Source organism: Streptomyces sp. NPDC097640, assembly GCF_040302705.1.
In the GTDB taxonomy this organism is placed as follows: domain Bacteria; phylum Actinomycetota; class Actinomycetes; order Streptomycetales; family Streptomycetaceae; genus Streptomyces.
In genome coordinates, this window is the sequence record NZ_JBEOSB010000021.1 from 100,631 (window position 1) to 124,824 (window position 24,194).

Here is a 24,194-nt window from a genome sequence, read left to right on the forward strand (position 1 = left end):
GCGGCCGCGGCCGTCTACGATCGCCGTTCGTGGCCATGACCGAGAACCCGACCGTCGCCCCGCTCGCCGGTGACGACCCGCCCCGGCTGGGGCCCTACCGGCTGCTCGGGGTGGTCGGCGCGGGTGGCATGGGGAAGGTCTACCTGGGGGTGGACACGGCGGGCCGGACCGCGGCCGTGAAGGCGCTGCGAACCACGGACGGCACGGACGGCACGGACGGCATGGACGGCGAGGACCCCGGGCTGCCGGCCCGCTTCCGGCGGGAGGCCGAAATGGCGCGGTCGGTGCGCGGGCCCGGCCTCGCGGCCGTCCTCGGCCACGGGCTGTCGGGCGAACGGCCCTGGCTCGCCTCGGAGTTCCTCCCGGGCCTGACCCTCACTCGCGCCGTGGACCGCTTCGGGCCGCTTGCGGAGGCGGACGTACGGGCGCTGGGGGCGGCGCTGGCCGGAACGCTGGCGCGGATCCACACGGCCGGGCTGGTGCACCGGGACCTCAAGCCGTCGAACGTGGTGCTCACCCGCGGCGGCCCGTACGTCATCGACTTCGGCATCGCCCGGCCCGAGCACGGAATGACCCTCACCGGCGCCGGGTCGGCCCCCGCCACGCCCGGCTTCGCCGCCCCCGAGCAGGTGCTCGGCCGGCGCACCGGGCCACCCGGCGATGTCTTCGCGCTGGGCGCCGTGCTCGCGTTCGCCGCCGGAGGGCGCCTGCCCTTCGGCGACGGCCACCCGGCGGCCGTCCAGTTCCGCACCGTCCACGAGGAGCCGGACCTGGAGGGCGTACCCGCGTCCCTGCTGGGGGTGGTGACCGACTGTCTGGCCAAGGAGCCCGCCGAGCGCCCCGAACCGCGCGAGGTGGCGCGGCGGCTGCGCACCGAACGGGGCGCGGTACGGGGCACGGCGCAGGGCACGATACGGCGCCTGGCCCCGCGCCGCCCCGCCTGGCGCGCCGGCCCGCTCGCCGCCGAACTCGCCCGCCGCGCGGCGGACGTCGACCGCATGGTCCGCTCCGCCGCCCCCGAAACGGCCCCGTCCCGGCGCCGGGTGACGGTCGCGGGCGCCGCCACGGCCGCCGTCGCCGTCTGCGCCGCGGGCGGCGGGGCGGGGTGGTGGCTGCTGCGTGGCGACGGCCGACGCCCCGGCGTCCCGGCCGCCACCCCGCTGGCGCGGTACACCCCCGGCACCGCGCCCGCCCCGCTCTGGACCCGCGACGGCCTCGCCACCGACGGCGCGGGCCCGCTCACGGCCGACCGGGTCGTGGTCGCCGGAACGCCCAAGGGCCTTGCCGCCTGGGCCGCGGACACCGGGGAACCCGCGTGGACCTGGACCGACCGGGGCGCTCCGCCGACCGGCGCGGGCCTGCTCGCCGCCGCCGGCGTCGTCCTCGCGGTCACCGCGGGCGGCCGGCTGACCGCCCTGGACGCCCGCGACGGGCGCGAACGCTGGTCCCGGGCGGACGGCGCGGCGCGGCTCCTCGCCGCCGACGCCGACACCGCGTACGTACTCGACGGCGAACGGCGGCTGCGCGCCCAGCCGCTGACCGGCGCCCGGGCCCGCTGGACGACACCGGCGGCGACCGGCACGGCGAAGGGAGCCGCGGCCGCGGCGGCGGGGCGACGCCTCGTCGTCGCGGGGTCCGACGGGACGGTCACCGCGTACCGTACCGACGACGGCACGGCCGCCTGGCGTCAGGACACCGGCGCGGGGGTGGCTCTCACGCCCGCCGTCGCGGACGGCACCGTCTACCTGGGCGGCCCCTCGCTGCGGGCCCTCGCCCTCGCGGACGGCGCACGGCGCTGGACCACCCCCGCCCCCGGCACCGGCAGTTGGGGCTCGCCCGCCCCGGCCGACGGCTCCCTCTACGTCGTCTGGCAGGACCAGCTGATCGCGGTCGACGCCCGTACCGGCGAACAGAGCTGGTCCGTCATCCCCGGCACCCACGCCCTCCCCACGACCGCCCCCGTGGTCCAGGGCCGGTCCCTCTACCATCCGCTCGGCCAGGACCCCTCCGGCCCGGACGACGGCGTCGTGACCGTCGATCTGCGGCAGGCCGCGGCGGCGTGGTCGCTCGGCGGCGGAGGCGACGAGCCCTGGCGCCTGACCGGCGCGGCCAACCGGGTCTTCCTCGCACACGCCGGCACCCTGCGCGCCATGCCCGTCCTGTGATCGCGCTCGCCGGTGTTCACCCGCGCCCGCCATGCTTCGACACCCCTAGGCTGCGGTACGTACACAGAGCGGGGGCGCGGCACCGTGCCGGGAGGGCTGCCGACATATGCACACCTTGCACAACGCGGATCCGCGTCGACTCGGGCCGTTTCTGATGCTGGCCCGGCTGGGGGAGACGGACAGCGGCGTGCGGCTGCTGGGGCGGCGCGTCGGTGGCGGGCCGGCCGTCGAGGTCACGCTGGTGCGCGCCGCGCTCGCCGACGACCAGCGGCTCCGCGCCCGGCTGCGCCGCGACGTGGCGGCGTCACGGGCCGCCGCCGGGCGCTGGGTGCGCCCCGTCGAGGACGCCGAACTGGACGCGGCTGTCCCATGGGTGGCCCATGCGTACGTCCCCGCCGTGCCGCTCGCCGAGGCCGTCCGCGCCGCGCCCCAGGGGCTCGCGGAGCCCGGGGTACGGGCGCTGGGCGCGGCGCTCGCCGAGGCGCTGGAGCGGGTCCACTCGGCCGGGATGGTGCACGGCGGCATCTCGGCCGACGCCGTCCTGGTGGCCGGGGACGGCCCCCGCCTGACGGGTTTTCACCACGCGCGCCTGCCCCGACACGGAGAGGATGGAGGGGGTGCGGACGGAGTGGGAGCCGGCGGTGGCCGAGGGGACGCGTACGACAGCGACACCGGCCGGTTCGCCGGGCCCGCCCCCTTCCTGTCACCGGAACAGGCGCGCGGCCGGGCCCCCGTCCCCGCCTCCGACGTGTTCTCCCTGGCCGCGGTCCTCGCCCACGCCGCCTCCGGCCGCACCCCGTTCGGCGACGACGCCCCGCCGCAGGTGCTGTACCGGATCGCCGCCGAACTGCCGGACCTCGGCCCGCTGTCCGCCCCGCTCGCCGAGATCCTGACGGGCTGCCTGGACAAGGACCCCGCGGGCCGCCCGGACGCCGCCGCGCTGCGCGCCGCTCTCGGCGGCCCCGACCCGGCCGCGCCACCGCCGCCGCCGCGGCTGCCGAGCGCGGTGGTGGCCCGGCTGGCCCGCGAGGCCGCGCAGGTGCTGGTGCTGGAGGAGCCGGTGCCCGCCGGCCAGCCCGCCGCGGTCCCGCCCGGCGCCCGCGGCGAACCGGCCGCCGGCGGCGAAGTGTTCCCGGGCGACGAGGTGTTCACGGCACCCACGCAGGGCGAGGGGCAGGGCCGTGCGCATCCGGTCGCGGACCCGCCGTCCGCCCGTACCGCGGCGGCATCCCGCCGCGCCCTGCTCACCACCGCCGCCGCGGGGGCCGCCGGACTGCTGGCCGGGGGCGGGGCGGTGGCCGGATGGGTGGCGGGCCGCGGCGGACTGTCGGCCCTCACCGACCCCGGACCGGCCCGGCGCCCCTCCGCCCGCCCCGAGCCGCGCCCGCCGGCCGGCACCGCCCCCCTCGCCCGGTGGCGCTTCGACCTGACGGACGCCACGTCCGTCCCGCCCCTGGTGTGGCGGAACAGGCTCGCCATCATCACCAACGCCCAGGAAGCCGTCGCCCTCGACCTGCGCACCGGCCGCCCGAGCTGGCGCCGCGACGACCTGGGCACCGACGCCACCCCCGAGCCCATCAGCCGCGAACTCGCCCTCGTCGCCGTCGGCGGCAGACTCACCGCCTTCAACGCCCGCGACGGCCACCAGCGCTGGGTGGAGTCCACGTACTCGGGCACCGGACTCACCTTCCGGACCATGCTCTCCGTCGACGCCGACGGCCGGCGCGCCTACTTCACCGCCACCGGAACCAGCGGCGGCGACGACCCGCCCGCCCATGTGGTCGCGTACGACACCCGGACCCGCCGCGAGCGGTGGCGGGCCCGGCTGCCCGCCGCCTACGGCCATGACATCGGGGCGTTCCCCACCCGCCGTTCCCTGATCGGCATGGGATACCGGGGTGGCGAGGTGGAGCTGATCTCGCTGCGGCTGTCCGACGGACACCAGGAGTGGCGCAGGCGCTTCGCCGGCGTCGGCACCGGGGACAAGGTCGGGATATCCCCCACCCGCGGCCTGCTCTACGCCGCACACGGGGCGACGCTGCGCGCGGTCGACATCGACTCGGGACGGCAGCGGTGGTCGCTGGACATCAACGGCTACGCGTCGACGAAGTCCCCGCTGGGCCACCCGGTGGTCCGTCAGGGGCCGGGCGGAAAGGGCGATGTGCTGTACGTGTCCGACGGCACCAAGCTGGTCTACGCGGTCGACCCGGACCGCGGCACCGAGCTGTGGCGGTCCGCGCTGCCCGACGACACCGTGTGGAAGGCGACCCCCACCCTCTCGGTCAGCGGCTCCGGCCGTACGGTGCTGGCCGCCGCGGCGGCGGGGGTGTTCGCGCTCGACGCCCGGACGGGTGGTGTGCGGTGGCGCTTCCAGGAGAGCGGTGGCGAGCTCCTGGACGGCTACTACGTCTACCCGGCGGGATCGTCCGCCGTCGTCGCCCACGGCGCCGCCGTGTTCCTGCTTCCGGTGGAGTGAAGGGATGACCGTGACCGTGACGGCCGACCAGCCCGCCTCGCCCGTACGGCCGCTGCTCGGCCACGACCCGGAGGCGTTCGGCCGCTACCGGCTGCTCGCCCGCCTCGGCTCGGGCGGGATGGGCACCGTCTTCCTGGCCCGCTCCGACGGCGGCCGGACCGTGGCCCTCAAGGCGGTGCACCGGGCACTGGCCGACGAGAAGGAGTTCCGGGAGCGGTTCCGGCAGGAGCTCCAGGCCGCCCGCTCCCTGGGCGGAGCCGACTTCTTCCCGGCCGTCGTGGACGCCGACACCACCGGGCCGCGGCCATGGCTGGCCTCCGAATATCTGCTCGGCCCGTCGCTGGCGCAGGCGGTCGAGGCCCATGGCCCCTGGCCGTACGCCGCGTTGCGCGCCCTGGGGGCGGCGCTCGCCCAGGGCCTTGCCGCGGTGCACCGCCAGGGCCTGGTGCACCGCGATCTGAAGCCCTCCAATGTGCTGATCACCGCCGAGGGGCCCAAGCTGATCGACTTCGGGCTCGCCCGGGCCGTGGGCGCCGAGCGGCTGACCCGCACCGGCCGCCAGGTGGGCACCCCCGCCTACTTCTCGCCCGAACAGGCGCGCCCCGTCGGCGGGCAGAGCGTCGGACCGCCCGCCGACGTGTTCGCGCTGGGCGGCCTGCTGGTGTACGCCGCCACCGGGCGGGCGCCGTTCGGCGAGGGCGAGGCCAACGACGTGCTGTACCGCGTGGCGTATCAGGAGCCGGACCTCACCGGGGTGCCGGAGGAGCTGTGGCCGCTGGTCGTCGGCGCCCTGGCCAAGGACCCCGCCGACCGGCCCGCCGCCGAACGGATCGCGCGCGCCCTGGCGGGCACGGGCGACGACGGCGGACACGACGGCCGATCCGAAGGGCGACGGGAGCGGGACGGGGAACACGCGGGCGAACGGGAGCGCGAGCGGCAGCGGTTCGCCGGGCTGCTCCCGGCGGGCGTGCTTCAGGACATCGCGCTGCGCACCGCGACCGTCTGGGACACGGCGGTGCGGCGGGACGAGGGGCCACAGGCCACGCCGCCCCCCGCCGTCCCCGAGGCGTCGCCCTCCCCGGACGGCCCGCGTCCGGCCCGCCGCCGGCTGCTGCTCGGCGGGGTCGGGGCCCTGGCCGCCGCCGGGGTGGCGGGCGGCGTGTGGTGGGCGGCGGCCGGCTCCGGCGGCGACGACCCGCCCGGCGGCCCCCGGCCCGGCCCCGGCGGCGGGGGCGCGGGCACCGCGCCACAGCCGCTGTGGGAGTACCGGGGCCCGATCGGGGACCTGGGGCGGCCGTTGCTCCACCGCGGTGTCATCGCCGTGCAGGCCGACCCGGGGGCGGGCATCCTCGGGGTGGACGCCCGCCGCGGCACCCTGCGCTGGACCGCGCCCGCGGTGGCCGGATACACCCCGACGGCCTGCGGCGGACTGCTCGTCATGAAGGCGGCTTACGCCGACGGGGACGACCGGCTGGCGATGGTCGACGCGGCCGACGGCAGAACCTGGTACTCGGATCCGCTGGGGGTGACCTTCCGCTTCATGGACCGCCCGGTCGCCGCGGCGGACGGCCGCACCGCGTATGTGGTCGGCCACTCGGGCCCGCGCAGCGACGGCCTGCCGAACACCCGCCGCCGCTATCTGCTCGCGTACGACACGGTGGCCCGGAAGGTGCGCTGGCGCCGGGAGATCGCGCGCGGCGAGGCGGGGAAGCTCCCGGGCCGGGTGGCGGACGGCCGGCTGGTGCTCGTCGACGCCGGCTCGGTGGCCGCGTACGACACGGCGGACGGCCGTCGGCGGTGGCGCGTGGCGCTGCCCGGCGGCGAGCTGATCTCGGGTGACGGCGGCAGCATGGTGCCCCCGTGGACGGCGGCGGTGGCGCGGGGCATCGTGCTGGTGTGCGGCCTGGGGCTGAGCGCGATCGATCTGCGCACCGGCCGCGGGCGCTGGCGGATCGACCCCGGACAGCTGCCCTCCGGCACGGGCGACGGGCCGACGTTCGGCGCCCCGGCCGTGGCGGACGGCATCGCCTATTTCACGGTCCTGCGCACCCATGTGTTCGCCGTCGACCTGGCCTCCCACCAGGTGCGGTGGAAGTGGAAGGCGGACACCGACCTGGCCCTGCCGCCCGCCGCCACCGGGGTGGCCGACGGGCTGGTCTTTCCGCCGTCCTCCGACACCCGCGCCGCCGCGGTCGCGGTGGACCTCCGTACCGGACGGACGCGGTGGACGCTGCGCGACTCGTCCGGCTCCGTGCTCGGCACCACGGAGCCGCTGGCGGGCCAGGGGCGGCTGTACGTGGTGCGCGGCAAGTCGATCCGGGCGCTGCCGCTGACCTGACGCGCCTGGGCCTGACGCGCCTGGGCCTGACGCGCCGGGGGCCGACCCCCGGGCCGACCCCCGGGCGGGACCGGCCCGGGGGTGCCGCGCGGGCCGAACAACATGCCGGAGCCGGTCCTCGGTTGACTTGAACCTTGGTTGATATCGGAGTCTCGGGATGCGGGCGGGTGATCCACCCGACCCACCGGTCACGAAGACAAGGCTCCGTCATGTCACATACACAGCACGCTCCCGGCGACGCCCCGCCCTCCTCACCCCGGCTCGGGGTGCTCGCCGCCGTGGTCACGCTCGGCTCCATCATGTCGGTGCTGGACACCACCGTGGTGAACGTCGCCATCAACTCGCTGGCCAAGCGGTTCGACGCGCCGCTCGCCACGGTCCAGTGGGTGGCCTCCGGGTACTCCCTGGCCCTGGCCGCGGTGATCCCGGTGACGGCCTGGGCGATCCGGCGGTTCGGCACCAAGCGCGTCTACATGACGGCCATCGCGCTGTTCACCCTCGGCTCCCTGCTGGCCGGGACGGCGTGGTCGATCGAGTCGCTGGTGGCCTTCCGGATGGTGCAGGGCCTGGGCGGCGGCATGATCGTGCCCACCGGGATGACGATCATGATGCGGGCCGCCACCCCGGAGACCATGGGTCGCATCATGAGCATCATGGGCATCCCCATCCTCATCGGCCCCGTCAGCGGGCCGGTGCTGGGCGGCTGGCTGGTGGACTCCTTCTCCTGGCGCTGGATGTTCACCATCAATGTGCCCGTCGGTGTGGTCGCCCTGCTCGTCGTCTCCCGCGCCCTGCCACGCGCCGCCGGAGGCCCCGGCCAACGGCTGGATCTCCCCGCCCTGCTGATGCTGTCCCCGGGCCTGGCCGCGCTGATCTACGGCCTGTCCACCGGCGCCGAGCGCCGCGACTTCGGCGGCCCGGGCGTGGTGATCCCGGCGGTGGTGGGGGCCGTGCTGGTGGTGGGCTTCGTCCTCCGGGCCCGGGTCTCCCCGCACCCGCTGATCGATCTGCGCCTGTACCGCGACCGGTCCTTCGCGGCCGGCGCGGCGACGCTGGGCCTGTTCGTCGTCGGCTACTTCGGCAGCATGCTGCTGCTGCCCATGTACTTCCAGGTGGTGCGGGGCGAGAGCGTCACGGCCTCCGGCCTGCTCGGCGCCCCCCTGGGGCTGGCGGCCGGTGTGACCATGCAGTTCTCCGGACGCCTCGCGGACCGGGTCCCGCCGCGGTGGCTGGTGGTCGGCGGGATCTCCACGGCGGCGCTCGGCATGACGCTGCTGACCGTGCAGCTGTCGGACACCACCGCGTTCTGGCGGGTGGGCGCCTCGCTGCTGGTGCTGGGCACCGGCGTCGGCATGACGATGATGCCGACGATGGCCGCCGCCACCCGCGGGCTGTCGGGGGAGGACGCCCCCTCGGCCTCGACGGCCCTTCAGATCACCTCCCAGGTGGCGGCCGCGACCGGCGTGGCCCTGTTCTCCGTCACGCTCTCGATCAACGGCGGCGGCTCGACCACCCCCACCCACGCTGGGCCCTTCGCGGACACCTACCTGTGGGCGGTGGCCCTCATGCTCGCCGCCGTCCTCCCCGCGCTGTGCCTGCCGCGCCGCCGCCCGGCGGTGGCGTCGGCGGCGGACGCCCCCGCCGAGGAGCGCGCCCCGGAACACACCTGACGCCGCGTCGGCCCGCCCGATGAATCGTGACCCGGTAACTTTCGTTACTGGGTTAAGATTCTTTCCCGGCTCCCGTCGCCTCGGCGGGCCGCCGTCCGCCACCCGCCGACCGTCGATTCGGAGCACGTCATGCGCATCGGTGTCGCCCTGCCCACCGACCACACCCAGCCGTCACGCGAGGCCAACTCCGTCGACACCCTGATCGGCCAGGTCAAGGAGCTGGCCGACGCCGGGCTGTCCGCGGCCTGGTTCACCCAGCGGTTCGACCACGACGCCATCACCGTGGCCGCCCTGGCGGCCCGCGAGGTCCCCGGCATCGACGTGGGCACCGCGGTTGTGCCGATCTACCCCCGGCACCCCATCGCCCTGTCCATGCAGGCCCAGACCGCGCAGGCGGCCTCCCACGGGCGCTTCACGCTGGGCGTCGGACTGTCGATCAAGTCGTTCGTCGAGCAGGTCTACGGGCTCCCGCCCCACCCCCGGGTCCGCCATCTGCGCGAACACCTGGAGGCGCTGGGCTCCTTGCTGGAGACCGGCGTGGTGGACCTCGAAGGCGAGACGCTGGTCGCCAGGGCCTCGCTGCCGGGCAGTGTGCCGGGCGCCCGGCCACGGGTGCCGGTGCTGGTCGCGGCGGCGGGGGAGCAGACCCTGCGCGCCGCGGGTGAACTCGCCGACGGGGTGCTGCCCATCCTCTCCGGGCCGCGGACCCTGGCCGAGTACACCGTCCCCACCATCACCCGGTACGCCGAAGCCGCCGGCCGCCCGGCGCCCCGCGTCGCCGTGATCGTCTCCGGTGTCGTCACCGCCGATGTGGCGGGCGCCCGCGCCCGCGCCGAGCAGAACATGGCCCCCTACCGGAACCTCCCCGCCTACCGCGCCGCGCTGGACCGCGAGGGCATCGACAACCCCGCCGACCTGGTCGCGATCGGCGACGAGGAGCTGCTCGCCGCCCAAGTGGCCGCGTACTTCGAGGCGGGCGCCACCGAACTCGTCTACACCCAGACCGCGATCGGCTCCCCCGAGGACGAGCGCCGCACCTGGCGGCTCCTCGGCGAACTGGCCCGGCGCGGCTGATCCCGCGCCGCGCGGAAATCGCTGGTCGCCCCGCGGGCCGCACCGGCATCATGTCCGGATGCTGATCAGGGAAGCCACGCCACGGGACTGGCCTGCCATCTGGCCCTTCTTCCATGAGATCGTCGCCGCGGGCGATACCTACACCTATCCGCTCGACCTCGGCGAGGAGCAGGGCCGCGACGTGTGGCTCCTGTCGCCGCCGAACCGTACGGTCGTCGCCGTCGACGACGCGGGCACGGTCCTCGGCACGGCGAAGATGAACAACAACCAGATGGGCAACGGCGCGCACGTCGCGAGCGCCAGCTACATGGTCGCCCCGGCCTACTCCGGACAGGGCGTGGGCCGGGCGCTGTGCCAGTACTCGCTGGACTGGGCCCGGGCGGCGGGCTTCCGCCGGATCCAGTTCAACGCGGTCGTGGAGACCAACGTGCACGCGGTGCGGCTGTACGAGTCGCTCGGCTTCGAGGTGCTGGGCACGCTCCCGGAGGGCTTCCACCACCCGACGGAGGGATACGTGGGGCTGCACATCATGCACCGCGCACTGTGAGGCACGGGCGCGGGCCCGGGGTTCCCCGGACCCGCGCCGCTCAGCCGGCGCTCCGCCGCTGCTGGGCCTCGATCCGGCGCAGCACGGACTCCAGGTGCGCCTCGGAGGCGGCCCGGGCCGCCTCGGGGTCGCGGGCCTCGACCGCCCGCAGGATGGCCTGGTGCTCCTCGATCGTCGAGCGCCGCCGGGCGGCCGACAGGGGCGAGGAGCGCCGCCCCGGCTCGCCGATCTCGTACACCCGGTCGAGCAGCCGCAGCAGCAGGGGGTTGCGGGTGTACTGGGCGATGGCCCGGTGGAAGGTGCGGTCCAGGTCGGTGAACTCCTGCCGCGACGGCTCGCGCCGCATCGCGTCGAGGAGCGCGTGGAGCTGGACGATGTCGGCGGGCGTCGCGCGCGTCGCCGCCCGCGCGGTCACCGACGGTTCGATGCACGCGCGCACCTCCATGACCTGGAGGAGTTCGGCCGTGGTGTCGAGCCCCGCGGCCAGGACGTCGCCGCGCGGTGTGGCCCCCGGGTCGAGGACGACGGTGCCCGCGCCGGGGCGGCGGGCGACCAGCCCGTGGGAGGCGAGCGCGCGCAGTGCCTCGCGGACCGAGCCGCGGGAGACTCCGAGGCTCTCCGCGAGCTCCCGCTCGGGAGGCACCCGCGAGCCGGGCGGCAGCTCGCCGCTGAGGATCAGCCGCTCCAGACCGACGGCCAGCGCGTCCGGCCTCGACAGGGTGGAGTGCCGCAGTTGCCGCCAGTCCATTTGTTGGTTCTCAGCCTTCTGACGATCCGGTCGGTGGCTCAGGCTCTCATATCGCGAAGAAGCCGGAGCAAGGCGATTTAACCAGGTGGTGACGGTGCGGAAACCAGCCGCCCGGGGCCACCGCACTAGCGTCACCCGACATCAACTTGGTCCTACCAATGGACCAACCGGCGTTTCTCCGCCATGCTGGGCCGCGCCGCGCCCCTCCCACCCCTCGGTCCCCACCAGTAAGGCAAGACAGCCATGCGCCCACGCCGCCTGCCCCTGCCGCCTTCGCCCCGGGCCGCCATCGCCCTCGTCCTCTGCGGAGCGCTCGGCGCCACCGTCGGCTGCGCCTCCCTGGCCAGTCCCGCGACCGAGACCGGCCCGGTCCGGATGGCCGACCCCCGGCCCGTCCGCGACGGCGGCACGCTCACCGTCGCGCTCAAGTCCGACCCCGACAAACTCGACCCGACCCTGGCCAGCACCGCCGTCGGCCGGACCGTCTTCTCCGCCATGTGCGAGAAGCTGTACGACGTCGACCAGGACAACAAGATCGTGCCGCAGCTCGCCGCCGCGCTCCCGAAGACCACCGACCACGGACGCACCGTCACCATCCGCCTCCGCGAGGGCATCCGGTTCGCCGACGGCACCCCCCTGGACGCACGGGCCGTCAAAACCTCCCTCGAACGGCACAAGACGCTGACCGGCTCCACCCGCGCGGGCGAGCTGAAACCCGTGACCGGCGTCAGCGCCATCGGGGACGACACGGTCCGGCTGCGGCTCAGCGAGCCGTACGTCCCGCTCCTCTCGCTCCTCGCCGACCGCTCGGGGATGGTCATGTCCCCCAAGGCGCTGAAGACCTACGGCGACCGGTTCGCGAGCCACCCCACCTGCGTCGGGCCGTTCCGCTACGAGGAGCGGGTCGTCGGCGACCGCATCGTGCTGCGGAAGGACCCGTACTACTACGACGCGAAGAAGGTCCGCCTCGACCGGGTCGTCTACCGCACCATCACCGACGGCAACGTCCGCATGGCGAATCTGCTCTCCGGCGACATCCAGGTCGGCGACCAGATGGACCCGGTCCAGGTCGGCAGGGCGCTCACCGAGCCGGGGCTCCAGCTGTTCCACTCGCCCTCGCTCGGCTACTACGGGCTCACCCTCAACATCGGCAACACCAAGGGCGCCGGGGAGCCGCCGGGCCGTATCGACACCCCGATCGCCCGGGACGTACGGGTGCGCGAGGCGTTCGACCTCTCCCTGGACCGGGCGCTGATCAACAAGATCGTCTTCCAGGGGATGTACCGGCCCACCTGCGGCCCGCTCCCCGAGGGCACCCCCTACGCCGCCGCGGCCGACTGCCCCGCCGCCGACCCCGCGAAGGCCAGGCGGCTGCTGAGACAGGCCGGAGTGTCCACCCCGGTGCGGGTGCGGCTCCAGGTCAGCACCACACCGGAGGACAGTCGGCTCGGCCAGGTCGTCCAGGCCATGGCCAAGGAGGCCGGTTTCGAGGTGACCCTGCGGCCGACCGAGTTCGCCACCGGACTGCAACACGCCCGCTCCGGCGACTTCCAGGCCGCCACCACCAACTGGTCCGGCCGGCTCGACCCGGCCGGAAACATCGACGCGTTCGCCGGCACGGGCGGCGCCCAGAACTACGGCGGACTGTCCGACCCCGCCACCGACAAGCTCATCGCCGACGGACACTCCACCGCCGATGTGGCCGACCGCAAGAAGATCTACCAACGGCTCGTGGAGCGCATCAGGAGCCGGCACACCGTGCTCTACCTCATCCAGCCCAACAACTATGTGTCCGCGGCCAAGGACATCGCAGGACTGCGGGTCCTCGGCGACGGACTGATCCGGGTGAAGGAAGCCGGTTACACGAAGGGAGACCGCTGATGTCCCGGCCGATGCCCCGCTATCTGCTGCGCCGGATCGGCGAGTCGCTCATCACCCTCTTCCTGGTCAGCGTCGTGGTCTTCGCCGGTGTCCGGGCCCTGCCCGGCGACACGGCCACCGCCCTGGCCGGCGAGGAGGCCACCCCCGAGGCGATCGCCGGGATCCGCCGCGCCTACGGGCTCGACGACAACATCGTGATCCAGTACCTGCGCTATGTGCGCCACGCCGTCACCGGCGACCTGGGGACCTCCTCCCGCACCGGCCTCCCCGTGCTCGACTCCGTCCTCGACGCGCTGCCCGTCACCCTCGAACTCTCCGCACTGGCCCTGCTGCTCGCCGTCCTCGTCGGCGTCAGCGCCGGGGTCGTGGCCGCGGTCAGGCGCGGCAGGCCCGAGGAGTGGCTGGTGAACGCCCTGGCGCTGCTGGGCCTTTCGATCCCCGCCTTCTGGCTCGGCATCGTGCTGATCCTCACCTTCGCCATCGCCGTCCCCGTGTTCTCCGCCTCCGGCTTCGTCCCCTTCGGCGTCGACCCGGTGGAGAACCTGCGGCACATGGTGCTTCCGGCGATCGTCCTCGGCTCCGGCCTCGCGGCGGTCGTCATGCGACAGACCCGCGCCGCCATGCTCGGCTCGCTGTCCGCCGACTACATCCGCACCGCTCGCGCCAAGGGCCTCTCCCGCCGCCAGGTGATCGGCTCCCACGCGCTGCGCAACAGCCTGGTCACCGTCGTCACCGTCCTCGGTCTGCAACTCGGCCATCTCATCTCGGGCGCCGTCGTCACCGAGCAGATCTTCGTCCTGCCCGGCTTCGGCAAGCTCACCATCGACGCGGTGTTCTCCCGGGACTACGCGATGGTCCAGGGCGTGGTGCTGTTCACCTCCGCCGCGTACATCCTGGTCAACCTGCTGGTCGACCTGGCCTATTCGCTGATCGACCCCCGCATCCGGCTCGGAGGTGCCCGGTGACTGTCATAGGCAACCCGGCCAACCCGGCCCCCACCGCCCCCGCCACCGGCGAACCCGCCCCCGCGCCCGACACGCCGCCCTCCCCGGTCCGGCTGCTGCTCCGCAACCCGCTCGCCCTCACCGGCGCCGTCGCCGCCGCGCTCCTCGTCCTGATCGCCCTGTTCGCGCCGCTGATCGCGCCCTACGACCCCACCCGGCCCGACTTCACCGCCGCCCTCCACCCGCCGAGCTGGGCACACTGGCTCGGCACCGACGACCTCGGCCGCGACCAGCTCTCCCGGGTCCTCCACGGAGTGCGGGCCTCGCTCCAGATCGGACTGCTCGCGGTGGCGCTGGCCTTCGCCGTCGGGGTGCCGCTCGGCCTGGCCGCCGGCTACTACGGGCGCCTCGCCGACTCCGTGGTCTCCCGGCTCACCGACACCCTGCTCGCCTTCCCCTTCCTGGTGCTGGCGGTCGGCCTCGCCACCATCCTCGGACCCTCGCTGCTCAACGCCACCCTCGCCATCGGCGTGTCCCAGATCCCCGCTGTCATCCGCATCACCCGGGCGGAGACGCTGCGCCTCAAACACCTCGACTACGTCGCCGCGGCCGTCGCCAACGGCGGCGGCGACCGGACCGTGCTCTTCGGACACATCCTGCCCAACTCCCTGTCGGCGCTCACCGTCCAGGCCACCGTCGGCATCCCGGGCGCCATCATCGGGGAGGCGCTGCTCAGCTTCCTCGGCCTCGGCGTCCAGCCCCCGTCCCCCTCGCTCGGGGTGATGCTCTCCAGCGCCCAGGCGTATATCGCCGCCGCCCCCTGGATGGCCGTCTTCCCGGGCGTGGCGATCGTGGCCGCGACCCTCGCGTTCAACCTGCTCGGCGACGGGCTGCGCGACATCCTCGACCCCCGTGGAGACAGCCGATGACCACGCCCCCCGCGCTCAGCGTCCGGGACCTGTCCGTCGTCTTCCGCAGCCCCGGCCGCTCGGTGCACGCGGTCGACGGCCTGTCGTACGACGTGGCCGCCGGCGAAGTCCTGGCCGTCGTCGGCGAGTCCGGCTGCGGCAAGTCCGTGACCTCCACCGCCGTCATGGGCCTGCTGCCGCCCACCGCCGAGGTCACCGGCTCGATACGGCTCGGCGGCCGGGAGCTCGTCGGCGCCCCCGACAAGGAACTGAGGGACGTCCGCGGCAAGGAGATCGCGATGATCTTCCAGGAGCCGATGACCTCGCTGAACCCCGTCCTCACCATCGGCCGCCAGGTCCGCGAGGTCCTCGGCCGCCACCGGGGGATGAGCCGGCGCGAGGCCCGCGACCACGCCGTCGAACTGCTCGACCTCGTCGGCATCCCCGCGCCCGGCCGACGCGCCGGCGACTACCCCCACCAGCTCAGCGGCGGCATGCGCCAGCGGGTGATGATCGCCATCGCCATCGCCTGCGACCCCGCCGTCCTCATCGCCGACGAACCCACCACCGCCCTGGACGTCACCGTCCAGGCGGGCATCCTGGAGGTGCTGCGCTCCCTGCGGGAGCGGCTCGGCACCGCGATCGTCCTGATCACCCACGACCTCGGCGTCGTCGCCGACATCGCCGACCGGGTCCTGGTGATGTACGCGGGACGCGCCGTCGAACAGGCCCTCGTGGACGACCTGTTCGCCGATCCGCGCCACCCCTACACCCGCGGCCTCCTGGGCGCCGTGCCCGTACGCGACCGCACCGCGGCCCGCCAGGGCAGACCACGGCTCCAGGAGATCCCCGGCCTCGTCCCGAGCCTGACCGAGCAGCCCGACCGGTGCACCTTCCAGCCCCGCTGCGCCGCCGCCGACCAGCAGTGCGCCACCGCCCGCCCGGACCTGCTGCCGCTGCACGAGGCGCACCACGCCGCCTGCTGGCACCCCGTACGGACGCCCCTGCCCCACCGGTCCGAGGAGGCCGCCCAGTGAACGCCGCACCCCCGGCCGAGCCCGCCCACCCCGTCCTTGACATCGTCGGCCTCAAACGCCACTTCGCCGGTGGCGCGGGCACCGTCAAGGCCGTCGACGGCGTCAGCCTCACCATCGGCCGGGGCGAGATCCTCGGCCTGGTCGGCGAGTCGGGCAGCGGCAAGTCCACCGTGGGCCGCTGCGCCGTACGGCTCGACCGTCCCACCGACGGCACCGTACGCATCAACGGCCGCGACATCACCCGCCTGTCCCGGCGCGCGCTGCGCCCGCTGCGCAAGGACTTCCACCTCGTCTTCCAGGACCCGTCCTCCTCGCTCGACCCCCGGATGACCGTGGGCGCCATCGTCGCCGAACCGCTGCGGCTGCACCGCATCGCCACCGGCGACGCCCTGCGCGAGCGGGTCGCCACGCTGCTCGAACAGGTGGGGCTGCGCCCCGAACACGCCCGGCGGCGCCCGCACGAGCTGTCCGGCGGCCAGCGGCAGCGCGTCTCCATCGCCCGCGCCCTGTCCGTCGACCCCCGGCTGCTGGTCGCCGACGAGCCGACCTCGGCGCTGGACGTCTCCGTCCAGGCGTCCGTCCTCAATCTGCTGGCGGACCTCCAGCGGGACCGGCACTTCGGCTGTCTGTTCATCACCCACGACCTGGCCGCCGTCGAGTACCTCGCCGACCGGATCGCCGTCATGTACCTGGGGCAGCTGGTGGAACAGGCCCCGGCCGCCGAGCTGTTCGCCGACCCCAAGCACCCCTACACCCAGGCGCTGCTGTCCGCAGCCCCCGTGCCCGACCCGCCCCGGCAGCGGACCCGCGCCCGGATCCTGCTCAGCGGGGAGCTGCCCAGCCCGCTCGACCCGCCCGCGGGCTGCCGCTTCCACACCCGCTGCCCGCTCGCCACCGACCGCTGCCGCACCGAGCCCCCCGCCCTGCGCGAGCTGCCCGGCGGCGGACGGCAGGTCTCCTGCCATCTGGTGGCCGACGACGGCACCGCGCCGGACGCCTCGGCCCCGCCCCGCTGACCAGAGCCGGCCGACGCAAGCCCGCCTCGCCCGCACCCGCGTGGAACGATCGAGCCGTACCGAGACCAGGAGAGCCGCTTCATGTTCACCACCCGCCCCACCCTCCAGGGCACCCACGGCATGGTGTCCTCCACCCACTGGCTGGCCTCCCAGTCCGCCATGGCCGTCCTGGAGGACGGGGGCAACGCCTTCGACGCGGCCGTGGCCGCCGGGTTCGTCCTCCATGTCGTCGAACCGCACCTGAACGGCCCGGCCGGAGAGGTGCCGATCATCCTCGCCCCGGCGGGCTCAGCCCCGACCGTGCTGTGCGGGCAGGGCCCGGCCCCCGCCGGGGCCACCATCGACCACTACACCTCGCTCGGTCTCGACCTGGTCCCCGGCACCGGCCCGCTCGCCGCGGCCGTGCCCGGCGCGTTCGACGCCTGGATGATGCTGCTGCGCGACCACGGCACCAAACAACTCGCCGACGTCCTGAAGTACGCCATCGGCTACGCCGAGCACGGCCATCCCGCCGTCGAGCGCGTCGGCGAGACCGTCGAGACGGTACGAGAGCTCTTCGAGACCGAGTGGACCACCTCGGCCGCGCTCTACCTGCCCGGCGGCAAGGCCCCCGCCCCCGGGCGGCTGCTGAAGAACCCCGCCCTCGCCGCGACCTGGCGGCGGCTGCTCACCGAGGCCGAGGCGGCGGGCCCCGGCCGCGAGACCAGGATCGACGCCGCCCGCGGGATCTGGCGCGAGGGCTTCATCGCCGAGGCGCTCGCCGAGGCCGCCGCCCGGCCCACCATGGACTCGTCCGGGGAACGCCACGCCGGCACCCTCACCCGCGACGACCTCGCGGCCTTCGCCGCCACCTACGAGGCCCCCGTCTCCTACGACTGGAACGGCTGGACGGTGTGCAAGGCCGGACCCTGGAGCCAGGGCCCGGTGTTCCTCCAGCAACTCGCCCTGCTGCCGCCCGGACTGACCGCCGACGACTACGGAACCCCCGACTATCTGCACACCCTCATCGAGGGCGGCAAGCTGGCCATGGCCGACCGCGAGGCCTGGTACGGCGACTCCGCCGACGTCCCCCTCGACGACCTGCTCTCCGCCCCGTACAACGACGAGCGGCGGGCGCTCATCGGCGAGCGCGCCAGCCACGAGCTGCGGCCCGGACGGCCCGGCGGCCGCGAACCGCGCCTGAGCCGGCAGGCCCTGGCCGCGATCGCGCGGTCGGCGTCGCACACCCCCGGGCCCGCCACCGCCCCCGGCGCCGGGGAGCCCACCGTCGGCCCCGACGGCACCACCCGCGGCGACACCTGCCACCTCGACGTGGTCGACCGCTGGGGCAACATGGTCGCCGCCACCCCCAGCGGCGGCTGGCTCCAGTCCAACCCCGTGATCCCCACGCTCGGCTTTCCGCTCGGCACCCGGCTCCAGATGACCTGGCTGGACCCCGGGCTGCCGGGCTCCCTCACCCCCGGCCGCCGCCCCCGCACCACCCTCACCCCCTCCCTCGCGCTGCGCGGCTCCACCCCCGTCATGGCCTTCGGCACCCCCGGCGGCGACCAGCAGGACCAGTGGAGCACCCACTTCTTCCTCGCCGTCGCCCTGCGCGCGCCGGTGCGCTCGGGACTCGACCTCCAGGGCGCCATCGACGCGCCCAACTGGCACCAGGAGAGCTTCCCCGGCTCGTTCCACCCGCGGTCGATGGCGGCGGGGAAGGTCGTGGTCGAGTCCCGGATCGGCGAGCCCGCCATCGCCGAACTCCGCCGCCGCGGCCATGACGTCACGGTCGGCGGCGCCTGGACCGAGGGCCGGCTGTGCGCGGTCGCCCGCGACCCCGACACCGGCGTCCTCCTGGCGGCCGCCAACCCCCGTGGCGCCCAGGGGTACGCGGTGGGCCGCTGACACCGGGGCCCGGCCCGCTCTCCGGTGGCGAACGGCCTGGCCGGGCGGGTGTCGGTGCCGTGCCTTACGGTCATCCCATGACCACGTCCGACGATGTCCGTGAAATCGCGCTGTCGCTCCCCGAGACGACGGAGAAGATCGCCTGGTCCATGCCCACCTTCCGGGTCGCCGGAAAGATGTTCGCCACGCTCCCCGAGGACGAGACGTCGATGGCCGTCAGATGTCCCAAGGAGGAGCGGAACGAACTGGTCCTCGCCGAGCCGGAGAAGTTCTGGATCGCCGACCACGAGGCGAGCTTCGCCTGGGTGCGGGTGCGGCTCGCCGCGCTGGAGGACAGGGACGAGCTGCGCGACATCCTCGTGGACTCCTGGAAGCAGGCCGCGCCGCCCCGGCTCCTGGAGGCACGGGCCGGGAAGACGGGGCGGTAAGCCCACGGTGACAGGGTGGCGGCGCAGGCCACCCCGCTGCCGTACCGGATGCTCCGGCCGAACTCAGGGCCGGGCGGGCGGATTCAGCGCAGGCCGAAGCGGTCCGCCCAGGACATCACGTCCCACGGGCTCACATTGCCGCCGCAGACCACCAGCCCCAGCCGGGCCCCGTCGCCCACCCGCTCCAGCACCCGCCGCGCGGCCGGCAGAAGGCAGCCGGCCGCGGGCTCGGCCCAGACCTTCGCATGCTCGGCGAGGTCGAGGGTGCCCCGCACCGCCTCCGCGTCCGACACCACCAGCACCTCGGTGACCAGGGCGGACACATGCTCGTAGGTGAGCTCGCAGACGGACGGCGCGCTGAGGGTGGAGACAATCGAGGACAGCGCGACCGGCACCGGGCCGCCCGCGGCCAGCGCCTCGGACATGGCCTGGGCCCCTTCGGTCTCCACACCCCAGATCCGCACCCCGGGCCGCCGCGCGCGCAGCGCCGCGGCGACCCCGGCGATCAGCCCGCCACCGCCGATGCTGACCAGCACATCGGTCAACTCGTCGGCGTCGTCGGCCAGTTCCAGGCCGACCGTGCCCTGCGCGGCCACCACCACGGGGTCGTCATAGGGGTGCACCAGCGTCAGCCCCTCGGCCTCCAGCTGTGACATCAGGGCGAACGCGCCCTCCATGTCCTCCGTCAGCCGCACCGTGGCCCCCGCCGCCTCCGCGATCCGGGCGGCGCGCGCGGGCGCCGCCCGCGGCATCACGACGGTCGCCTTCACATCCAGGGCGCCGGACATCACCGCGAGCGCGATCCCGTGGTTGCCGCCGCTCACCGCCACCACGCCCGCCGCGCGCTCGGCCTCGCTCAGCGACAGGAGCTTCGCCGTCGCCCCGCGCGCCTTGAAGGAGCCGGTGCGCTGGAGCAACTCCAGCTTGGTGGTGACCGGCGCGCCCAGCAGCTCCGTCAGCCCCGGGCTCGCCACGGTCGGGGTGCGCACGACATGTCCGGCGATCCGCTCGGCTGCCGCCTCGATCGCCTGGATGTCTGTGATGTTGGCGATGTCCATCACGGCCCACCTTCCTGTGAGAGTGCCAGGGGACGCGGCGGCCGGCGACGGGGAGTCGCCGTATCGCCCGTGATCGACACCCTAACCACCCCGCCCGGGAGGGTCAGGAGGCGTCATGGAGCCCGGTCACCCGCATCGTGATGTTCAACCGCCCCGAGCGCAGCCCGGTGGCGGGGTCGCCGGTGCCCTCATGGACCCGGGGCACCCCGTGGTACACGTACCGCGAAGGGCCGCCGAAGACGAACAGATCCCCGGAGGCCAGCTCGATATCGGTGTACGGCCGGGTGCGGGTCGCGGTGTTGCCGATCCGGAAGACACAGGTGTCCCCGATGCTCAGCGAGACGACCGGCGCGGAGGACTTCTCGTCCTTGTCCTGGTGCATACCGAGCTTGGCGGCGCCGTCATAGAAGTTGATCAGCGCCGTGTCGGGTGTGTAGTCGGCCGCGGCCCACTCGGCGGACTCGGTTGGCTCCTTCCCGTAGGCCTCGGCCAGCGCGCGGCGGCCCAGCTCCACCATCCAGCGGGGGAACTCCGCGACCCGGGCGCCGTTCACATCGTCGGCCGTACGGCTGTACCGGTACGGCAGCCAGTGCCAGCCGACGCACACGGTCCGGACGGACATGACGCCCCCGTTCGGCAGCCTGGTGTACCGGATCGGGACGGGCCCGACGGCCCAGGCCCGGCAGGCCGCCACGAGGTCGCGCTGCTGCTGTGGTGTGAGCCAGCCGGGAACATGCACCGCGCCCGGAGCGACCTCCAGGCGCGGCCGTGGGATCAGCGCGCTCATACGCCCTCGTGGGCCAGCAGCTGCCGTTTGCGCTCCAGGCCGCCCGCGTAGCCGGTCAGTGTGCCGTTCGCGCCGATCACCCGGTGGCAGGGGCGCACCACCAGCAGCGGGTTCGCGCCGAGCGCGGTGCCCAGGGCGCGCACCGCCCCGCGCGGGGCCCCGATCCGCTCGGCGAGCCCGCCGTAGGTGGTCGTGGTGCCGTACGGGATGGTGTCCAGGGCCTGCCACACCCGCTGCTGGAACGCGCTGCCGCGGGTCACGTACTCGAGGTCGAACCGGGTCAGCTCGCCGGCGAAGTACGCGCGCAGCTGGGAGACGATCTCGGTGAACGCCTCCGGCGACCGCCGCCAGCCGTCCTGAACGACCGCCCCGCCCTTCTGCCCGGGCAGCGACAGGGAGGCGAGGGCGGTGCCGCCCTCGGCGGTCTTCGACTCCTCACCCACCAGCAGCAGTTCGCCCAGCGGGCTGTCGACCGTCGTGTAGACCGTCATCGGTCTTTCCTTTCGTGGTGAGGCTGGTGTTTCTCACGCCGTTCGCGCGTGTCGTGCTCGTCAGAAGTGTCGCGGTCCGCGGCGGCGAGCCGGAAGTGGTGCATGGCATAGCTGCGCCAGGGCCGCCAGGCTTCGGCGTCGACCGCCTCGGCGCCGGTGTGCCGCATCCCCGCCCGTACCGCCTCATCCGAGGTCAGCAGCACATCAGGGTCGCCCAGCGCCCGCATCCGGATGTAGCCGGCCGTCCGAGGGCCGATGCCGTCCAGGTCCAGCAGCGCCTTCTCCGCCTCGTCGCGGTCGGCGCCGGCGTCGAGCCGGACGGTGCCGTCGGCGAGCGCCGTACCGAGCGCGCGCAGGGTGTCACGGCGCGCGTCGGGCATGTGGAGCTCGCTGAGGCCCGCTTCGGCCAGCCGGTCCGCGCGGGGGAAGAGATGGGTCAGCCCGCCGCTCGGCGTCTCCAGCGGCTCGCCGTACGCCGCCAGCAGCGCCTCGCCGAGCCCGCGCGCCTTCGCCGGTGAGACATGCCGGCCCAGCACCGTGCGGACCGCCAGCTCGTGCGGATCGACCGCGCCGGGCGCGCGCAGCCCCGGCCGCCGGGCCACCAGCGGCGCGAGCGCGGGGTCCGCGCCCAGCCGCTCGCCGACCGCGTACGGGTCGGCGTCCAGGTCGAACAGGCGGCGCATCCGCTGGGTGGCGGTGGTCAGGTCGCGCAGATCGGCCAGGTGCAGCCGGCACTCCAGCCAGCCGCCCGCGCCGGGCGCCTCGCCGACCTCCGCGATCCCGGCCCCGCCCGGCAGCCGCAGGGCGCGCCGGTAGGTGCGGGAGCCGCGCGTGCCGAGGATCTCCTCGACGCCCGCGAGGGCCTGGTCGCAAAGGTGGTCGAAGACCTCGGCGGAGGCGTACGGACCGCGGAAGGCGAGCCGCACCGGGATCCCGGCCGCTCCGTCCCCGGCGCCGACCGGGCCGAAGCGCGCGGCGGGCCCGGGGCGGGCGGCGCGCAGTTCGCTGGGGGTGGCGGCGTAGATCTCGCGGATGGTGTCGTTGAACTGCCGCACGCTGGCGAACCCGGCCGCGAACGCGATCTCGGCGGCCTGCATGCCGGTCGTCTGGAGCAGGATGCGCGCGGTGTGCCCGCGCTGGGCCCGGGCGAGGGCCAGGGGGCCCGCCCCCAGCTCGGCGTTCAGCTGGCGCTGCACCTGCCGGGCGCTGTAGCCCAGCCGCCCGGCGAGCCCGGCCACCCCCTCGCGGTCGACGACGCCGTCACCGATCAGCCGCATCGCCCGGCCGACCACATCGGCCCGGGCGTTCCACTCCGCGGAGCCGGGCACCGCGTCCGGGCGGCAGCGGCGGCAGGCCCGGAAACCGGCGCCCTGGGCCGCGGCGGCGGTCGGGAAGAAGCGGACGTTCTTGCGCTTCGGCGTGATCGCGGGGCAGCTCGGCCGACAGTAGATCCCGGTCGTGGCGACGGCGAAGAAGAACTCGCCGTCAAAGCGGGCGTCGCGGCTGCACACCGCCTCGTACTTGCCGTCGTCGGTCATCACCCCTCCACTCTGCGGCAGGGCGGGGCCGAGTGCTGGCGGAAATCGGACACGGCGTTTCCGCGCGGGACGGCGGGGGTGACCGCTCAGCCGTGGGCGTAGCAGCGCCGCAGCCAGCGGGCCCGGCCCTCGGCGAGCGGCTGGAAGGGCACCCGGCGGTGCATCACGCGACGGTTGTCGAAGATATGGAAGTCGCCCTCCTCGACCAGCACCGGAGTTCCCGGCAGAGCGGCCGCGTGGCGCTCGAACTCCGCCAGTGCGTCACACGCCTCCGGGGTGCGGCCGGTGAGTCTGCCGGGCCCGTAGCGCAGCGCGGCGTTGCCGTCCGGGAGGGTCCAGAGCATGGGCACGCCGGTCCGGCTCAGCGGCCTGCCGTCGCCGTCGGCGGTGTACGACTCGGGCGCGGTCACCGTGAAGTCGGGGCGCCGCAGGGCCTCGGCCGTCCGGTCCGGCAGCGTCTTGAGGACGGTGTCGACGAGCAGCAGGTCGGTGGGCACCCGCTCGTCGTTGCGCATGCCGTAGAAGGACAGGTAGTGGGGGATGGCCTCGGCGGGGGCCGCGTCCGGCCGGTGGTCGAGCACCGAGTCGTCGGTGTGCCAGTCGAGAGGCTGGGCGTACCCCCAGGAGGTGAGGGAGCCCGCGGACGCGGCGCGGGGTGCCACATTCCGGATCAGCCGGCCGTCGTTCTCCCACGGGTAGGCGATCGGCGTGAGCCCGAGCAGCCGGAGGATGCCGAAGTGCACGAGGTTGGGCGTCCTCAGGAGCGACTCGTCGCAGAACCCGTCCCGGGGGGTGGGCACGGGTTCCTCGGGGCCCGGCAGATTGGCCAGGGTGAGCCACGCGGTGGGGGAGTGCCGCCACTCGGCGAGCGCGTCGAGGACCTGGGCGGGCAGGTGGTTGCGCAGATGCTTGGCGCCGTACTCCAGATACAGGCCGACGCCGGTGTCGGGCACGGCGTCGCCGAGTTCGCCGACCGCGCCCAGGGCGGCCCCCGCGGCGGCCTGGGACGAGTCGGGGATGTGCAAGGTGTGCGTACGGCTGCGGCTCGTGGTCATGATCGTGACCTTATGAACACCTCGCTCGCATGTTCGTCTTCTGTGGAAGATTTGAGCGGATTCTGAGGATGCCGCCCCGGTGGCCCCGGTGGCCCCGGTGGCCCCGGAGTCCGACGGGCGCGTACCGGCGTGTTGGGAGGGGC

At 74.8% G+C, this 24,194-nt stretch carries 19 protein-coding genes; 13 read left to right on the forward strand and 6 right to left on the reverse strand.

Features of this window, described 5'->3' with window-relative positions:
* Window positions 1-35: 35 nt before the first annotated feature.
* From ABTY62_RS29845 to ABTY62_RS29870, 6 genes are all read left to right on the forward strand, one after another.
* Window positions 36-2,165, forward strand: a complete 2,130-nt coding sequence (locus ABTY62_RS29845; RefSeq protein WP_352132596.1) for a protein kinase domain-containing protein — start codon at window positions 36-38, stop codon at window positions 2,163-2,165.
* Between the two features lie 106 nt (window positions 2,166-2,271).
* The gene (locus tag ABTY62_RS29850) at window positions 2,272-4,641 is read left to right on the forward strand and encodes an outer membrane protein assembly factor BamB family protein (protein WP_352132519.1); all 2,370 of its coding nucleotides are present in this window, start codon (window positions 2,272-2,274) and stop codon (window positions 4,639-4,641) included.
* A gap of 4 nt (window positions 4,642-4,645) precedes the next feature.
* The gene (locus ABTY62_RS29855) at window positions 4,646-6,979 is read left to right on the forward strand and encodes a serine/threonine-protein kinase (protein WP_352132520.1); all 2,334 of its coding nucleotides are present in this window, start codon (window positions 4,646-4,648) and stop codon (window positions 6,977-6,979) included.
* Window positions 6,980-7,188: 209 nt separating this feature from the next.
* Window positions 7,189-8,649 (forward strand): DHA2 family efflux MFS transporter permease subunit, encoded by a 1,461-nt coding sequence (locus ABTY62_RS29860; RefSeq protein WP_352132521.1) that lies wholly within the window; start codon window positions 7,189-7,191, stop codon window positions 8,647-8,649.
* 129 nt (window positions 8,650-8,778) lie between these two features.
* Window positions 8,779-9,723 carry a TIGR03564 family F420-dependent LLM class oxidoreductase gene (locus tag ABTY62_RS29865; protein ID WP_352132522.1) on the forward strand — a complete coding sequence of 315 codons (945 nt, stop codon included), beginning with the start codon at window positions 8,779-8,781 and terminating at the stop codon, window positions 9,721-9,723.
* Between the two features lie 58 nt (window positions 9,724-9,781).
* Window positions 9,782-10,270 (forward strand): GNAT family N-acetyltransferase, encoded by a 489-nt coding sequence (locus ABTY62_RS29870; protein WP_352132523.1) that lies wholly within the window; start codon window positions 9,782-9,784, stop codon window positions 10,268-10,270.
* 40 nt (window positions 10,271-10,310) lie between these two features.
* On the opposite strand, the gene ABTY62_RS29875 is transcribed toward ABTY62_RS29870, so the two are convergent.
* Entirely contained in the window at window positions 10,311-11,018 is a 708-nt protein-coding gene (locus ABTY62_RS29875) for a FadR/GntR family transcriptional regulator (RefSeq protein WP_352132524.1), read from the reverse strand.
* Between the two features lie 243 nt (window positions 11,019-11,261).
* Here ABTY62_RS29875 and ABTY62_RS29880 point away from each other — a divergent pair, with 243 nt between their 5' ends.
* The 7 genes from ABTY62_RS29880 to ABTY62_RS29910 all read left to right on the forward strand — a co-directional run bounded on the left by ABTY62_RS29880 (window position 11,262) and on the right by ABTY62_RS29910 (window position 19,122).
* A complete protein-coding gene (locus ABTY62_RS29880) occupies window positions 11,262-12,899 on the forward strand; it encodes an ABC transporter substrate-binding protein (protein WP_352132525.1) in 1,638 nt (545 codons plus the stop codon).
* Window positions 12,900-12,910: 11 nt separating this feature from the next.
* Window positions 12,911-13,864, forward strand: a complete 954-nt coding sequence (locus ABTY62_RS29885) for an ABC transporter permease (RefSeq protein WP_502997548.1) — start codon at window positions 12,911-12,913, stop codon at window positions 13,862-13,864.
* Window positions 13,861-14,772, forward strand: coding sequence for an ABC transporter permease (locus ABTY62_RS29890; protein WP_502997545.1), 912 nt, complete (start codon window positions 13,861-13,863; stop codon window positions 14,770-14,772). The genes ABTY62_RS29885 and ABTY62_RS29890 overlap by 4 nt, the downstream gene beginning before the upstream one ends.
* A complete protein-coding gene (locus ABTY62_RS29895) occupies window positions 14,769-15,788 on the forward strand; it encodes an ABC transporter ATP-binding protein (protein ID WP_352132527.1) in 1,020 nt (339 codons plus the stop codon). The genes ABTY62_RS29890 and ABTY62_RS29895 overlap by 4 nt, the downstream gene beginning before the upstream one ends.
* The gene (locus tag ABTY62_RS29900) at window positions 15,785-16,804 is read left to right on the forward strand and encodes an ABC transporter ATP-binding protein (RefSeq protein ID WP_352132528.1); all 1,020 of its coding nucleotides are present in this window, start codon (window positions 15,785-15,787) and stop codon (window positions 16,802-16,804) included. The genes ABTY62_RS29895 and ABTY62_RS29900 overlap by 4 nt, the downstream gene beginning before the upstream one ends.
* 81 nt (window positions 16,805-16,885) lie before the next feature.
* A complete protein-coding gene (locus tag ABTY62_RS29905; RefSeq protein WP_352132529.1) occupies window positions 16,886-18,694 on the forward strand; it encodes a gamma-glutamyltransferase family protein in 1,809 nt (602 codons plus the stop codon).
* A gap of 77 nt (window positions 18,695-18,771) precedes the next feature.
* Window positions 18,772-19,122, forward strand: a complete 351-nt coding sequence (locus tag ABTY62_RS29910) for an MmcQ/YjbR family DNA-binding protein (protein WP_352132530.1) — start codon at window positions 18,772-18,774, stop codon at window positions 19,120-19,122.
* A gap of 83 nt (window positions 19,123-19,205) precedes the next feature.
* Here the strand turns inward: ABTY62_RS29910 and ABTY62_RS29915 are convergent, their stop codons facing one another.
* From ABTY62_RS29915 to ABTY62_RS29935, 5 genes are all read right to left on the reverse strand, one after another.
* Window positions 19,206-20,180, reverse strand: coding sequence for a threonine/serine dehydratase family protein (locus ABTY62_RS29915; protein WP_352132531.1), 975 nt, complete (start codon window positions 20,178-20,180; stop codon window positions 19,206-19,208).
* Between the two features lie 103 nt (window positions 20,181-20,283).
* Complete coding sequence (locus ABTY62_RS29920) at window positions 20,284-20,967, reverse strand: alpha-ketoglutarate-dependent dioxygenase AlkB family protein (protein WP_352132532.1); 684 nt, start codon at window positions 20,965-20,967, stop codon at window positions 20,284-20,286.
* Window positions 20,964-21,458 carry a methylated-DNA--[protein]-cysteine S-methyltransferase gene (locus ABTY62_RS29925; RefSeq protein ID WP_311728107.1) on the reverse strand — a complete coding sequence of 165 codons (495 nt, stop codon included), beginning with the start codon at window positions 21,456-21,458 and terminating at the stop codon, window positions 20,964-20,966. Before ABTY62_RS29925 ends, ABTY62_RS29920 begins: the two co-directional genes overlap by 4 nt.
* Window positions 21,455-22,996 carry an AlkA N-terminal domain-containing protein gene (locus ABTY62_RS29930; RefSeq protein WP_352132533.1) on the reverse strand — a complete coding sequence of 514 codons (1,542 nt, stop codon included), beginning with the start codon at window positions 22,994-22,996 and terminating at the stop codon, window positions 21,455-21,457. Before ABTY62_RS29930 ends, ABTY62_RS29925 begins: the two co-directional genes overlap by 4 nt.
* Window positions 22,997-23,082: 86 nt before the next feature.
* The gene (locus ABTY62_RS29935; protein WP_352132534.1) at window positions 23,083-24,051 is read right to left on the reverse strand and encodes a TauD/TfdA family dioxygenase; all 969 of its coding nucleotides are present in this window, start codon (window positions 24,049-24,051) and stop codon (window positions 23,083-23,085) included.
* Window positions 24,052-24,194: the final 143 nt, after the last annotated feature.